17 protein-coding genes and 3 tRNA genes are annotated in these 14,327 nt (G+C 47.1%); 9 read left to right on the top strand and 11 right to left on the bottom strand.

Annotated elements, in window-relative coordinates; genetic code table 11:
• Positions 1 to 50 precede the first annotated feature (50 nt).
• On the bottom strand, positions 51 to 1,223 hold the full coding sequence (locus tag HMPREF2596_RS04445) for an alpha-hydroxy acid oxidase (protein ID WP_049349620.1): 1,173 nt from the start codon (positions 1,221 to 1,223) through the stop codon (positions 51 to 53).
• 360 nt (positions 1,224 to 1,583) lie between these two features.
• On the opposite strand from HMPREF2596_RS04445, the gene iscR reads away from it, so the two are divergent.
• The 7 genes from iscR (at position 1,584) to iscA (ending at position 5,582) form a co-directional block, all read left to right on the top strand.
• Entirely contained in the window at positions 1,584 to 2,030 is a 447-nt protein-coding gene (iscR, locus tag HMPREF2596_RS04440) for a Fe-S cluster assembly transcriptional regulator IscR (RefSeq protein ID WP_003746476.1), read from the top strand.
• Between the two features lie 51 nt (positions 2,031 to 2,081).
• A complete protein-coding gene (locus tag HMPREF2596_RS04435) occupies positions 2,082 to 3,296 on the top strand; it encodes an IscS subfamily cysteine desulfurase (RefSeq protein WP_070849880.1) in 1,215 nt (404 codons plus the stop codon).
• Positions 3,297 to 3,371: 75 nt separating this feature from the next.
• Positions 3,372 to 3,980 carry a hypothetical protein gene (locus tag HMPREF2596_RS04430; RefSeq protein WP_070849879.1) on the top strand — a complete coding sequence of 203 codons (609 nt, stop codon included), beginning with the start codon at positions 3,372 to 3,374 and terminating at the stop codon, positions 3,978 to 3,980.
• A gap of 113 nt (positions 3,981 to 4,093) precedes the next feature.
• Positions 4,094 to 4,222 (top strand): hypothetical protein, encoded by a 129-nt coding sequence (locus tag HMPREF2596_RS11580; protein ID WP_276308303.1) that lies wholly within the window; start codon positions 4,094 to 4,096, stop codon positions 4,220 to 4,222.
• A gap of 66 nt (positions 4,223 to 4,288) precedes the next feature.
• Positions 4,289 to 4,675: a Fe-S cluster assembly scaffold IscU gene (gene iscU, locus HMPREF2596_RS04425; protein WP_003674559.1), complete on the top strand. Its 387-nt coding sequence runs from the start codon at positions 4,289 to 4,291 to the stop codon at positions 4,673 to 4,675.
• Between the two features lie 274 nt (positions 4,676 to 4,949).
• A complete protein-coding gene (locus tag HMPREF2596_RS04420; RefSeq protein WP_070849877.1) occupies positions 4,950 to 5,195 on the top strand; it encodes a recombinase RecA in 246 nt (81 codons plus the stop codon).
• A gap of 66 nt (positions 5,196 to 5,261) precedes the next feature.
• Entirely contained in the window at positions 5,262 to 5,582 is a 321-nt protein-coding gene (gene iscA / locus HMPREF2596_RS04415; protein WP_003680782.1) for an iron-sulfur cluster assembly protein IscA, read from the top strand.
• Here iscA and HMPREF2596_RS10970 read toward each other — a convergent pair.
• Entirely contained in the window at positions 5,542 to 5,763 is a 222-nt protein-coding gene (locus HMPREF2596_RS10970) for an alternative ribosome-rescue factor A (protein WP_083324985.1), read from the bottom strand. The two genes, iscA and HMPREF2596_RS10970, sit on opposite strands and share 41 nt — an antisense overlap.
• 82 nt (positions 5,764 to 5,845) lie before the next feature.
• Between HMPREF2596_RS10970 and hscB the strand changes: the two genes are divergently transcribed.
• Entirely contained in the window at positions 5,846 to 6,346 is a 501-nt protein-coding gene (gene hscB, locus HMPREF2596_RS04410; protein ID WP_070849875.1) for a Fe-S protein assembly co-chaperone HscB, read from the top strand.
• A gap of 152 nt (positions 6,347 to 6,498) precedes the next feature.
• Here the strand turns inward: hscB and HMPREF2596_RS04405 are convergent, their stop codons facing one another.
• The 8 genes from HMPREF2596_RS04405 to HMPREF2596_RS04370 form a co-directional block, all read right to left on the bottom strand.
• On the bottom strand, positions 6,499 to 7,071 hold the full coding sequence (locus tag HMPREF2596_RS04405) for a 50S ribosomal protein L25/general stress protein Ctc (protein ID WP_049349632.1): 573 nt from the start codon (positions 7,069 to 7,071) through the stop codon (positions 6,499 to 6,501).
• Positions 7,072 to 7,136: 65 nt separating this feature from the next.
• Positions 7,137 to 8,120: a ribose-phosphate pyrophosphokinase gene (locus tag HMPREF2596_RS04400; RefSeq protein ID WP_114139659.1), complete on the bottom strand. Its 984-nt coding sequence runs from the start codon at positions 8,118 to 8,120 to the stop codon at positions 7,137 to 7,139.
• A 175-nt stretch (positions 8,121 to 8,295) separates the two neighbouring features.
• Positions 8,296 to 8,371: transfer RNA gene (locus HMPREF2596_RS04395), tRNA-Gln, on the bottom strand.
• Positions 8,372 to 8,382: 11 nt separating this feature from the next.
• Positions 8,383 to 8,458 (bottom strand) — tRNA-Gln (locus HMPREF2596_RS04390).
• A 10-nt stretch (positions 8,459 to 8,468) separates the two neighbouring features.
• Positions 8,469 to 8,544: transfer RNA gene (locus tag HMPREF2596_RS04385), tRNA-Gln, on the bottom strand.
• A 5-nt stretch (positions 8,545 to 8,549) separates the two neighbouring features.
• Entirely contained in the window at positions 8,550 to 9,398 is an 849-nt protein-coding gene (ispE, locus tag HMPREF2596_RS04380; RefSeq protein WP_070850023.1) for a 4-(cytidine 5'-diphospho)-2-C-methyl-D-erythritol kinase, read from the bottom strand.
• A gap of 8 nt (positions 9,399 to 9,406) precedes the next feature.
• On the bottom strand, positions 9,407 to 9,991 hold the full coding sequence (lolB, locus tag HMPREF2596_RS04375; RefSeq protein ID WP_070849871.1) for a lipoprotein insertase outer membrane protein LolB: 585 nt from the start codon (positions 9,989 to 9,991) through the stop codon (positions 9,407 to 9,409).
• A 56-nt stretch (positions 9,992 to 10,047) separates the two neighbouring features.
• Positions 10,048 to 11,910, bottom strand: a complete 1,863-nt coding sequence (locus tag HMPREF2596_RS04370; protein WP_070849869.1) for a tetratricopeptide repeat protein — start codon at positions 11,908 to 11,910, stop codon at positions 10,048 to 10,050.
• A gap of 175 nt (positions 11,911 to 12,085) precedes the next feature.
• On the opposite strand from HMPREF2596_RS04370, the gene HMPREF2596_RS04365 reads away from it, so the two are divergent.
• Positions 12,086 to 12,691 (top strand): CoA pyrophosphatase, encoded by a 606-nt coding sequence (locus HMPREF2596_RS04365; RefSeq protein ID WP_070849867.1) that lies wholly within the window; start codon positions 12,086 to 12,088, stop codon positions 12,689 to 12,691.
• Between the two features lie 52 nt (positions 12,692 to 12,743).
• Here the strand turns inward: HMPREF2596_RS04365 and cysG are convergent, their stop codons facing one another.
• Positions 12,744 to 14,141: a siroheme synthase CysG gene (cysG, locus tag HMPREF2596_RS04360; RefSeq protein WP_070849865.1), complete on the bottom strand. Its 1,398-nt coding sequence runs from the start codon at positions 14,139 to 14,141 to the stop codon at positions 12,744 to 12,746.
• Positions 14,142 to 14,327 lie beyond the last annotated feature (186 nt).

Here is a 14,327-nt window from a genome sequence, read left to right as displayed (position 1 = left end):
AAGGCCGTCTGAAAACAGATTTTCAGACGGCCTTTTTCTATGTTTAAAAATTAAAATTCATCTTGAGCCCAACGCGTAGAACGCAAAATGCTGGAATCCACATCTTGAATATTGCGATGGCCGGTAAACGCCATAGAAATATCCATTTCTTTGTACAGAATTTCCAGCGCACGGGTGACGCCTTCTTCACCATACGCACCCAAACCATACAGGAACGCGCGGCCTATCATCGTGCCTTTTGCACCCAAAGCCCAAGCCTTCAAAATATCCTGACCGCTGCGAATGCCGCTGTCCATCCAAACCTCGATGTCGCTGCCCACCGCGCTGACCACATCAGGCAAAGCTTTAATGGTGGATACGGTATCATCAAGCTGACGGCCGCCATGATTGGAAACGACCAATGCATCCGCTCCGCTTTTCGCTGCTTTTTCCGCGTCTTCAGGTTCCATAATGCCTTTGATAATCAGCTTGCCGCCCCACAAATCTTTAATACGCGCCACATCGTCCCAGCTCAGGCGCGGGTCGAATTGTTCGGAAGTCCACGAAGACAGCGAAGACAAATCGCCGACGTTTTTAGCGTGTCCGACAATATTGCGGAAGGTGCGGCGTTCCGTATTCAGCATTTTCATGCACCATTCGGGCTTAGTCGCCAAATTGATTAAATTGGCGATAGTCGGTTTCGGCGGCGCAGACAGGCCGTTTTTAATGTCTTTGTGGCGTTGACCCAAAACCTGCAAATCGGCAGTCAAAACCAAGGCAGAACATTTGGCATCTTTCGCGCGCTTAATCAGGTTTTCCATAAATTCGCGGTCACGCATTACATAAAGCTGAAACCAAAACGGCGCGCTGGTGTTTTCAGCCACATCCTCAATCGAACAAATGGACATGGTTGAAAGCGTAAACGGAATACCAAATTTTTCCGCCGCACGCGCCGCCAAAATTTCACCGTCGGCGTGCGCCATGCCCGTAAAACCGGTCGGCGCAATCGCTACCGGCATTTTCACATCCTGCCCAATCATTTTGGTTTCGAGACTGCGTCCCTCCATATTAACCAATACCTTTTGGCGGAAACGGATGTCTTTGAAATCCGAAGTGTTTTCACGATAAGTGGTTTCTGTCCAAGAGCCCGAATCGATATAGTCATAAAACATACGCGGCATTTTACGTTTGGCAACAAGGCGCAAGTCTTCGATACAGGTTATTTTGCTTAAATCACATTTCATTGTCGATTGCCTCTGTTAAGGTAAAGACGGATGGTTCAGGCCGTCTGAACATTTCAAACAACCCTTCACTTTGCTCCATCAAAACAACTAAATTTTAAGAATAATTTTGATAATCTATATCAGTATCAATATTAAATCAAAACATTTTAACCCTGATATTTGTAGGGTTGATAGCCTTTTTTTAGACGGCCTAAAATCCAAATTACAGAAAAATAAAGAAAATATTTTCCGATTTAAAAATCAACCCATGCCACCATTTAAACAAACAATCAAACCGAGCCGTCACATACTTGACTGAAACACTCAGATATTAGACAATTCCCCCCACTAATAAAAACGCCCCACACAGGCAACCACACCATGAGACTGACTACCAAAGGGCGATTTGCAGTAACCGCCATGATAGATTTGGCGATGAACGCGCAAACCGGTGCTGTCAAACTCAGTGCCATCAGCGAACGACAAAGCATATCGCTCTCCTACCTCGAACAATTATTCAGCAAGCTGCGCCGTGCCGGATTGGTTGAAAGCCTACGCGGCCCAGGCGGAGGCTACATCCTTGCCGCGCCCGCCGAGCAAATCAATATTGCACAAATCATTTCCGCAGCCGAAGACCGACTGGATGCCACACAATGCGGCAGCAAAGCAAACTGCCACCACGGCGCCCCCTGTCTGACCCATGACCTTTGGGAAAACTTAAACAAAACCATCAATGACTACCTCAGCGGCGTTACGCTGCAAAGCATCATTGAACAAAAAAACTGCAGCGACAGCAGTCATGTCGTTACCTTTACACACATTCATTAAACCGACCTACGGCAAAGACCGCAGGCAGATGACCCAACGAAAGAGCAAACCATGACCGTCAAAACCCCTGTATACCTCGACTACGCCGCCACAACCCCCGTTGACAAACGCGTTGCCGAAAAAATGATTCCCTACCTGACCGAAACCTTCGGCAACCCCGCTTCCAACAGCCACGCATTCGGCTGGGAAGCAGAAGAGGCCGTCGAAAAAGCCCGCGTCGACATCGCCGCCCTGATTAACGCCGACCCCAAAGAAATCATCTTCACCAGCGGCGCGACCGAGTCCGACAACCTTGCCATCAAAGGCGCAGCAAACTTCTACAAAACCAAAGGCAAACATCTCATCACCGTCAAAACCGAGCACAAAGCCGTGCTCGACACCATGCGCGAACTCGAACGCCAAGGCTTTGAAGTAACTTATCTGGACGTACAAGAAAACGGCTTGGTTGATTTAGACGTACTGAAAGCCGCCATCCGCGACGACACTATCCTCGTTTCCGTAATGTGGGTGAACAATGAAATCGGCGTGGTACAAGACATTCCCGCCATCGGCGAAATCTGCCGCGAACGCAAAATCATTTTCCACGTCGATGCAGCGCAAGCTTGTGGCAAAGTGCCTGTCGATGTTGAAGCCGCCAAAGTTGATTTGCTGTCTATGTCCGGCCACAAAGTATACGGCCCTAAAGGCATTGGCGCCCTGTACGTCCGCCGCAAACCCCGCGTCCGCCTCGAAGCCCAAATGCACGGCGGCGGCCACGAACGCGGCTTCCGCAGCGGCACATTGCCAACCCATCAAATCGTCGGCATGGGCGAAGCCTTCCGCATCGCCAAAGAAGAACTCGAGCAAGACATGGCGCACTACCGCAAACTGCGCGACATCTTCCTCAAAGGCATCGAAGGCATCGAAGAAGTCTATATCAACGGCGACCTCGAACACCGCGCCCCGAACAACCTGAACGTCAGCTTCAACTTCGTCGAAGGCGAAAGCCTGATTATGGCAGTGAAAGAACTCGCCGTATCCAGCGGCTCCGCCTGTACTTCCGCAAGCCTTGAGCCAAGCTACGTTTTACGTGCACTTGGTCGCAACGACGAATTGGCACATTCCTCCCTGCGCATTACCTTCGGCCGCATGACCACCGAAGAAGAAGTGAAATTCGCAGCAGAACTGATTAAATCCAAAATCGGCAAACTGCGCGAACTGTCGCCGCTGTGGGAAATGTTTAAAGAAGGTATCGATTTGAACTCGATTGAATGGGCGGCGCATTAACCAAGAGAAAAGGTCGTCTGAAAAATCCAAAAGGCCTTTAACTTTTCAGACGGCCTTATCAAGAAAATACTAAAAATGACTATAATAAAAAATAAAACACGCTACTTATTTTCTTATTTGATTCTATGCTCCGCCCCGCTGGTTTCAGCACAGACACAACCTGATTGGTCAACTATATTCAAATCATTTGAAAACGGCTGCCAATTCGATAAACGTTTGGAAAACCTGTTAGACTCATTTAGTGATGTAAACTACGACTGGAACGATAAAGACTCTAAATATCAAAACCTACGTTTGAATTATCCCGATAGAGTCAAGCTGCCCAAAGCTTACCGTGATCTTGTACACCCACCGATGACTTTGCACCGCGCGGAGTTTAGTGAAAATGGGGAATCGTTTATTCTTGATCAAACCCGTTTGAAACTCAGCGGTACTTATTATGGCTTACCTGTGGTTCATATCAGCCAGACGTTCCAATTAGAAACCGCCGGTTACAGCTACACCCGTTTATTGTTGGATGTACCTTTGGAACAGGCACGTAAGGTGTTAAAAGGAAAATACCGTCCTATTCGAAAATACAGTTTGATTTTAGAAGAATACGAAACCCTGCAAGCAAAACTAAAACCGATTAATGTTAACGGAAAACCTCAAACAATTTTAGAATGTGCCTTTATAAATGGCTGATAAAACAACTGTAACAGGCAATCAACTTAGACATTAAAAAGGACGTCTGAAACCCTAAAAAAACCTTTTCAAACGACCTAAAAGCCACAACCTTCAAACCAAGGATACAATCCATGAGCGAACAAGAATTAGACCTCGACAATCTCGACAACCTGCTTGAAGATTTTGACGGCGTTACCGTAGAAGGCGGCGTCGATTCAGAAAACGACGACGGCTGCGAAGGTGGTGCGTGCAAAATCTAATTCAGGCCGTCTGAATATCAGCAAACAAACCATTTACACCATTAAAAACATTAAGGAAACCACATCATGGCATACAGCGATAAAGTAATCGATCACTACGAAAATCCCCGCAACGTCGGTACTTTCGATAAAAACGACGAGTCTGTCGGCACCGGCATGGTCGGCGCGCCGGCCTGCGGCGACGTCATGCGTCTGCAAATCAAAGTGAACGACGAAGGCATCATCGAAGATGCGAAATTCAAAACCTACGGCTGCGGCTCCGCCATTGCTTCTTCCAGCCTGATTACCGAGTGGGTCAAAGGCAAAAGTCTGGATGACGCGCTGGCAATCAAAAACAGCGAAATCGCCGAAGAATTGGAACTGCCGCCTGTGAAAATCCACTGCTCCATCTTGGCTGAAGATGCAGTGAAAGCGGCTGTTGCCGACTATCGCAAACGTCAGGAAAACAAATAATCCGATTAGTGGGTGCTTTGTCGGCAGACGTTCACAGGACTCCTGAAAGTCTTAGGGTTTTCGGGAAAAGCAAGCTTGATGATTTATTCCCTTCTCCCTCGGAGGTCGGAAGTCAAGGACGCAGAAACCTAATCTTTTTGAAGTTACCGCCAAATTTGGGACTGCCTACCAATCTATCCCCTCTCCCCGTGGGAGAGAGTTAGGGAGAAGGCGATAAGCCGCAGGTTTATATTTAGTCGTTCTACCTGCAAAATCCAAAATCAAAGAAGACAATATGCCTTTTACCGATGAAGAAGCCCAATCCCTGCTTGCCGTCAAAGGCATAGGCAAAACCGTATTACAGCGTTTGCAGCAAATGGGTTTGGATGATGTCGCCACGCTGGCGGCAGCGGATTTGGATAACGTTTTGGAGCAGGGCGAAAAATTGACCGGCTCGACCTGTTGGAAAAACAGTCCGCAAGCAAAAGCTGCCATTGCTGCTGCAATAGAGTGGGCAAAACAGCGTTTTCAGACGGCCTGAAAATCAAGAGGCTGTCTGAAATAAAAACTGGCAAACAGAAAATAATTGCGAAATGAGGAAAAAAGTATGATTACCATCACAGAAAACGCAGCCAAATACATTAACAACTACCTGACTAAACGCGGCAAAGGCTTGGGCGTGCGCTTGGGTGTGAAAACCAGCGGCTGCTCAGGTATGGCATACAACCTTGAATTTGTCGATGAAGCGAACGAGGACGACCTGATTTTCGAAGAACACGGCGCGCGCATTTATATCGACCCCAAAAGCTTGGTTTATCTGGACGGCACGCAAGTCGATTACACCAAAGAAGGTTTGCAGGAAGGTTTCAAATTTGAAAACCCGAATGTCAAAGACTCTTGCGGCTGCGGCGAGAGCTTCCACGTTTAAGACATAAAAATGGCGGGACAATATCAAAACCGTCCCGCCATTTTTTCGCTTCCTGCCTGTTGTAGCTGCCTTTGCCTTTTCTTTTCCGTTCCACCTTGTGTCGGAACAAATCGGATTTCACTAAGGCTTTTAAAGCATTGTCGCGTATTTTGCCTTTATTGTGTTGTACTTTACTGCTCATATTCAGTCCTTTTGATTTAGAATCAGCGGATTATAAGGCAAAATCAGGTTTCTGCCGAAAATTTCACATTAATTATCCCGCTATGTCTCAATATTTCACACTCTTCCAGCTTGAACCCGCTTTCGATATCGACGCCGAAAACTTGGAGCAAACCTACCGCGTCTTGGCTGCCCGCTTCCATCCCGACAAATTCGCTTCAGCATCCACCTTCGAGCAAAAACAGGCAGTGATGATGTCGTCCACCATCAACGATGCCTACCGCACCTTAAAAAATCCCATCGACCGCGCTGCGTACCTGTTGAAAATGCAAGGTATCGATGCTGACGCACCTGAACATACTTCTTTCTCTCCGGAATTCCTCATGCAGCAAATGGAATGGCGGGAAACATTGATGGATGCTCAGATGGAACAAAACCATGACGCCATCCGAGCATTGGATCAAGAAATCCAAAATGCACAAAGCAGTCTATATCAAGATTTGAAACAAGCATTTGAACAGCAGGATTATGAATCGGCTGCACAATGGGTACGGCATGGACGCTTTCTTAATAAGCTTCGCAAAGAAATTGCTTCAATCTTATAAAACGTATCGCTTTACGCTATACCCAAGTTTTATAGCAAATGACATTATAAGGTTCTTTGGATTTATCTCCATTATTTGGAATTTATCACCGCTTACATCAAACAAAAACCGTATCAGACTTATCTGATACGGTTTTCTTATATTCACTACGATTAGCGTTTTTTACCGGTAACAGTCGCAACAGCCAGGTTTTCGTTACGTTTCAGAGAAACGCTTTCAACACCTTCCGGCAGTTTGATGTCTGACAAGTGCAGAATGTCGCCGGCAACTACTGATGTACAATCCAGCTCCAAGAAAGCAGGAATATTTGCAGGCAAAGCAATTACTTCAACAGAAGTGTTCAACAGAGATACGCGGCCACCTTGCAATTTAACAGCTTGAGAGTTTTCAGCGTTAACAATGTGCAGAGGAACGCGGATGCGTACAGGTTGATCAGCTTTCACAGCTTGGAAGTCGATGTGTTGAACTTCGCGACGGAATGGGTGCATTTGGAAGTCACGCACGATAACGTCTTTGGTTTCACCGTTCAGAGACAGTTTAATCAAAGCGGTATGGAAAGATTCTTTTTCTAATGCGTAGAATACAGTTTTGTGGTCTACAGCGATTGCAACAGGCTCTTGACCTTCACCATACAGAATACCAGGGATTTGGCCTTCGCGACGCAGGCGGCGGCTCGCACCAGTGCCTTGGGCTTCGCGTACAGAGGCTTGAATTTCGTAAGTCATGTTTAATACTCCAATTTAGATAAAATCGTCGTCATCGGCCGCGACCAGCTTGAGACGACATGGGGTTATGGCAGCAACATGCTGCCTGTCATCACTTCTTCATTAAAAAGATATGAGACGGATTCTTCATTACTGATACGGCGTACCGTTTCAGCCAGCAAACCGGCAATAGTTACTTGACGGATGCGTTCACATTTTTTAGCTGCTTCAGACAACGGAATCGTATCTGTCACAACTATTTGGTCAATTTCAGAAGAAGCAATTCGATTCACTGCTTCGCCGGAGAATACTGCATGGCTGGCGTATGCCAATACACGATCTGCACCGCGCTCTTTCAGGGCAACGGCTGCTTTACACAAAGTATTTGCCGTATCGATCATATCATCTACGATCAAGCAAGTACGGCCTTGAATGTCGCCAATGATGTTCATCACTTCAGCCACGTTGGCTTTAGGACGGCGTTTATCGATAATGGCCAAATCAGCATTTAAAGATTTAGCAACAGCGCGCGCACGTACAACGCCACCGATATCGGGGCTGACGACAGTCAAATTATCAATACGTTGCTGTTTAATATCGTTCAACAAAATCGGGGTAGCGTAAATATTATCTACCGGAATATCAAAGAAACCTTGAATTTGGTCGGCATGCAAGTCAACAGTCAATACGCGGTCGATACCTGCTGAGTACAACATGTTCGCCACTAATTTAGCGGAAATCGGTACACGAGCAGAGCGTGGACGGCGATCTTGGCGCGCATAGCCAAAGTAAGGAATCGCAGCAGTAATACGACCGGCAGAAGCACGTTTAAGTGCATCAGCCATAGTCAAAACTTCCATCAGGTTGTCATTGGTAGGCGCACAAGTAGGTTGCAAAATAAACACATCGCGACCACGCACATTTTCCAGCAATTCAATGGCCACTTCGCCATCTGAGAATTTGGAAACGGTGGCTTCGCCGAGTGAAATATCCAAATGTTTGACAACACGTTGCGCCAATTCCGGATTTGCATTACCGGTAAACACCATTAAACTGTCATAAGCAGCCATATCTTCACCTGATTCAATATTTGATTTACGCGCAGAAAACATTACGCTTCCCTTTGCCCTATGTCCAAGACACTAATTTCGCGATTATACGCGTAAAGACGGGTAAAAAAAAGTTTTTCAGCGTATTTTGCTCTTAGCGTAAAAAAGCGTGTAAGAAAACTTACACGCTTTTATTTGGCTGGGGAGGAAGGATTCGAACCTTCGCATGCTGGAATCAAAATCCAGTGTCTTAACCGCTTGACGACTCCCCAATAAAGGGTGTTGGCTGGGGAGGAAGGATTCGAACCTTCGCATGCTGGAATCAAAATCCAGTGTCTTAACCGCTTGACGACTCCCCAACAAAGGGTTTGGCTGGGGAGGAAGGATTCGAACCTTCGCATGCTGGAATCAAAATCCAGTGTCTTAACCGCTTGACGACTCCCCAACTTACTAAATCATATAAAACAGCGGATGAATATCTAATCCTTCCACACAATAAGCTTCATATGATTGAGAAACCTGTTGGTAAATTGTATTTGCTTCTTGATGAGATTCACATGCTATAAATAAGCATGCTCCGGAACCGGTCATTAATGCATGACCATATTGGGATAACTCAACATAAGCCTTCCAAACTTCAGGATATTCCTGAAATACAACCGCCTGCATATCATTTTGAAACGGCTGTAATGATTGGAAAGTCGGCATTATGCTGGGTTTGGAATCCCGTGTCAAGCCTTCATGTGCAAAAATTTTAGCGGTTGCCACATGGACAGGGGGCTTAACGATAACATACCATTGTTTAGGAACATCTATTTCAGCCAGCTTCTCGCCCACGCCTTTGGCAAAAGCACTTCTGCCAAAAATAAAAAAAGGAACATCCGCACCAAGATTTACACCTAAATCAATCAGTTGCTGCCTGCTCAAGCCGCATTGCCACCATTGGTTTAAAACCATTAAGACCGTGGCTGCATCGGAGCTGCCGCCGCCTAAGCCTCCGCCGGTCGGAATCACTTTATCCAACCAAATTTCAATGCCGTGCGGCACGCTTGCATGAGGCAGTAATAATTTAGCCGCCCGATAAGTCAAGTCTTGCTCAGGCTCAAGCCCTTCAACCGGCGTATGTAGAATAATCTGCCCATCGGTACGCATTTTCAGATGAACGGTATCATATAAGCCGATCAAACAGAAAATACTTTCCAAATTATGATAACCATCGCTCCTGCGACCGGTAATCCTCAAATCCAAATTTAATTTGGCCGGGGCAGGAAAGTCTTGGATTTCCTCTGAAACAGACATGGCATCCTCTATTTGCGTGCTGCGCATCGGGTTTGTCCATTCTTATCCAAAGAGTGGTTTACCGTGTCGAACACCAAGCGGATATTAAACTTGGCATTTTCAAGTTGTAGCGTTTTGGGCTGTCCTGAACTATTTAATGTGCGCGATATTGTCCATTCAAACTGCTCCAGACGGCCATCAGGCAGGATTTTGTATGGCGCATTGGCAACGCGTTTACCATCAGCCCAAATATGCAGATATTGAACCGGCAAAGCAAAGCCCAAAAGCTGTCTGCTCAATTCTTCAGCCGTTTCCGCCTGATAAACCTTACCCTTACTGTCTACTGCCAATACGCCTTCGCTATCTTGACACAGCTGGCCTACGGTACTACCCAACGGTGTATTGACATCAATGGTTTGAACCGCGTTCTGATAAGTCCAGTCGAAATTGGCATAAGAGCCTTTGCCTTCCACTTTGACAGCCAGCCGACCGTCTGCGCTAAAATCCTGCACCTGCTCGGCAGCTTGCCAACTGTTTTGCTGAGGCAAGTTTGGCTGCGCACAGGCAGCCAAAAGCAATAAGGCTGCAACCGATGATAATTGTTTTAAATTCATGGATATTCCTTCATAGGCTGTCTGAAATCAAACGCTTTTCAGACGGCCTTTTGGTTTTATTTGTGTTTTTGAGTATGCGGTTTGCTGGGCGTTATACCAAATTTGGACATTGTTTCTTTCAATACTCGGAGATTGCTTCCGCGTTTCAAGCCGTCATTCCAGATTTCTTTGGCCTTCTCTTGATCTCCAAGCGTCCATAGGACTTCGCCCAAATGTGCGGCTACTTCAGCTTCAGGTTCTTTTTCGTAGGCATATTGGATATACGGCAAAGCCATTTGGGCATCGCCTTTAAGATAGTACGCCCAGCCCACACTGTCATTAATGGCTGCGCTTTCCGGCTCCATTTGATAGGCCGTCTGAACCATTTTAAACGCTTCCTCCAAATCCTTGCCGTTGGACAGCAAGGTATAGCCCAAAGCATTCCAACCGTGCGGATTATCCGGATACAGCTCTACCACACGGCGCAAATCGGCAATCGCTTTGCCTGGCTGATTCAGCTTCTCATAAACCATCGAACGCTGATACAACACATTGGCAAGCAACTCCGGAGAAGCTTGAGTTTTCAAGGATTTTTCGGTGGAACTTACCAAGCTGTTCAAAGCGTTCAACGATTCTTGAAGATTGGTATTTTTAGACAATACGAACAAAGCCGTACTCAACAAATCCTTAGCTTCAAAATAACGTCCTCTTTGCTCAGGCATTTTTTGTGCGCGTTGTACCAATGCCCAAGCCTCTTTATGGTTACCCTGTTTGGCTTCGATAGAAGCGGCCAAAATGGTTTTATCAAACGTATAAGCCGTTGCCGTTACCTTATCCAGCCATTGTTTGGCTTTGGTTAATTCTTCAACATCATTATAAGAAACCGCGCCAATCAACGCCGCACGGCTGCGCTGCTCTTCCGTACCGGCTTTATAAGCCTTTTCCAGATAGCTGTTTACCGCAGAAATATTTTCTGTCTTACTGGCTGACAATAAGGCGGCCTGAATATACAAATCAGGGTTGGGATTTTCTTCCAACAAAGTCTGCAAACGCTTAAAAGCCTTATCATTTTGGCCATGGGCGATCAAATTGGCGATGTCCAATTCCTGCCAAATCGGAGATAAGGTTTTGGTGTCTGTCTCTTTGAAAAAGCCGTCCAGAATATCAGGATGCCGTTGCGCCATCAGACGCAGGGTAACAAAAGTCGGCGGCAGAATTTCGTTGTCCAACTTGGCCAAGCGTTGCAATGCGGCAATGGCATGTTTCTTTTGACCGTCTTTTGCACTAAAAATTGCATCCGCAATCGCCGCTTCTGGAAAGTCTTTATAATTCAATGCCGTTTTATGCACTTGTTTGACCGCATCGCTGGTCAGATTCGGCTGTTGGGCTGCGGTTTGCGCCAAAAGCAGGAATACGCGCTTTTGCTCGTCTTCGCTACCGCCGGCAATCACCTTGTCCAATCCGCTCAAATTCTTATCGGCTTTGCCCAGCAGTAAATTGCGCAACCAAGTCATGCGCTTTTGTGTTTCACCAGGCTCCGGCTCGATTTCGCGCCATTTTTGGTAAATGGCTTCAGCCTGTTCAAACGCGTTTAACGAAACCGCCATTTCCAAAGCGCGTTCGGCCACTTCGGGAGATTTGGTGCGATGCAAAGTCAAAATATAAGTAAACAGCGCAGAAGCCGCATCGCCCTTTTGCAGGGCCAATTCTGAATTTAACAAAGTAAAAACCTGCGATGTGCGGTTTTGTATACCCAACAGACGTATCCGTTCCTGCTCGCGCTCTTCAGGAGAAAAACGGTCGGCACGGCTTTTCTTTTTGATAATCTTAGCCGATTCAAAAACAGCCTTTGAATCGCCGGGCGCGGCAAAAGTTTGTGTAGCAAACAACATCATGACAGCCGCAGCTGCTACTCGAATACGGGATGGGGAAAACAACATAACTATCCTTTTTGAGAACCTGCCGGCATTTTCAGACGGCCTAAGCACTTGCAGAACAGACGCAAAGCTATATTTATCATTCAGGCATAACTGTAACACACGCACCCTATTTTGTTGACACAGCAACCGTAAACCTTGTGTAATCCTTATCTGCATAAAACGATCAGTACCAAAAATGAATACCGACCAACTTATCCACTTCCTCACTCAAGCTTCACGCTTCAGCAGCCGTATGCAAGCAGAGCGCAATCAATTATTTACCGCCCAAACGGTCAAAGAAGCAGCCGTTTTGGTCGGCATTGTTTTGCATGAAGGTGCGTGGCAAATCTTACTGACCAAAAGGGCAGAGACCTTAAGGCAGCACACCGGGCAAATCGCCTTTGCCGGCGGCCGCAAAGATGCCCAAGACGACAGCCTAACGGCAACGGCGTTAAGAGAGACTTATGAAGAAACCGCCATTCTGATTACCGTATGGCAAACTTTTACGCCGCTACCTTTTTATGACACGCCTTCCGGCTACCGTGTTACGCCTGTTCCGGCAATTTGCGTCCAGCCCGTCAATCCTAAAGCCAACCCCGACGAAGTAGCAGAAATTTTTTATCTGCCTTTTGATTTTGCCTTAAACCTGCAAAACTACACATTCCGTCATCTTCATCACAACAATCAAACCCTCGCCCTCCCCACCCTGCCTTTCCAACACTACGACATCTGGGGGCTGACCGCACTCATTCTATACGGACTGGCAGAACGTTATCAGCAATATTGCCAAGCTTTTAAATAAGACAAGGCCGTCTGAAATCAATATTCAGACGGCCTGATTTAATCCATTCTCTTTACGCAGCTTCTTCGAAATATTCGATACCTTCTCCGAACCATTTCATCTCATTGCGCAGGGCGACCACTTCGCCAATCACCATTAAAGCCGGACGCTCCGCTTCGGCAGCCAGCAAGCCCAAATCTTTCAGACGGCCTGTCCGCACGGTCTGATTCGGTAAAGTCCCATTGGAAATCACAGCAACGGGTGTAGAAGGCTGTCTACCATAAGCCATCAGTTTTTCCGCAATCTCGGTCGCTTTAAGCGTCCCCATATAGATTACCAACGTTTGGCGGCTTAAAGCCAAAGTCTGCCAATCGGGCTGGCTGCCCTCGTGTTTGCTGTGGCCGGTTACAAATAAAGCACTTTGTGCACAATCACGATGGGTTAACGGAATACCGGCATAAGCAGTGGCACCAAGCGCGGCAGTAATGCCCGGTACAATGCGGTAAGCAATTCCGGCCTGATGCAGGGTTTGTACTTCCTCCCCGCCACGCCCGAACACAAAAGGATCGCCGCCTTTCAACCTCACCACGCGCTCGCCTTTTTGAGCGTGTTCAACCAATAGACGGTTGGTTTCCTCCTGCTGGACATGGTGCGCACCGGCGCGTTTGCCCACGCTGATTTTCACCGCATCTTTACGCACCATCGCCAAAATCTCATCCGACACCAAAGCATCGTAAAACACGGTATCCGCAGCCTGAATCGCCTGCAAAGCATGTATGGTCAGCAAGCCCGGATCGCCCGGCCCTGCGCCCACCAAAACCACTTCGCCGCCAAACGGCGTTTCCCGGTTCAACTGCGTGATCAATTCGCGTTCCGCCGCTTCGATATTGTTTTGAGCCGCAAAAATACCGAAACGGCTGTCAAACAACTTTTCCCAAAAATAACGGCGTTGTTCGACATTATTCAGCGTTTGCTTAACCTTTTCGCGCCATTTGCCGGCAATACGCGCCATCGTGCCCGTATGCAGCGGAATCAATGTTTCAATAATCTGCCGCCATTTCCGCGCCAATACAGGCGCAGTACCGCCGCTGGATATGGCTATCTTCAACGGCCCCCTATCCACCACGGCAGGCACGATAAACGAACACAAGTCCGCCGTATCCACCGTATTGCACAATTTCGCCCGTCGTTCCGCCGCTTCAAAAACACGGCGGTTAAACACACCGTCATCCGTCGCCGCAATAACGAAATACACCTCGTCCAGCATGGCTTCTTCAAACAAGCCGCCCAGCCAAGCTATTTTCCCTTCATCCGCCCATTGCTGAAACTGAGGATTTAAAGTTTCCGCAACAACGCGTACGCGCGCTCCGGCAGACAACAGGCTTTCCGCCTTGCGCTCGGCAACCTTGCCCGCACCTGCCAGTAAAACAGGGCGGTTTTTCAAATCGGCAAACAAAGGATAATGGCTCATGGTCGTGTTCTTGCTTTATCAATGATTGTCCGCCGATATTAAAGGCCGTCTGAAAAAATAGGAAAGAATGGTTTCTGATTTTCTTATGGTGTTTGGTTATATGTCTGAAAAAACCGTCTTTCGAATAACAAAACATTCAGACGGCCTTTTTGAATTTCAATCATAAACAGAATTATTCTAGATATT

This window comes from Neisseria sp. HMSC078C12, from assembly GCF_001838065.1.
In the GTDB taxonomy this organism is placed as follows: Bacteria; Pseudomonadota; Gammaproteobacteria; order Burkholderiales; family Neisseriaceae; genus Neisseria.
Note: the sequence above shows the minus strand (reverse complement) of the source record. Positions and strands in the feature narration are given on the sequence as shown.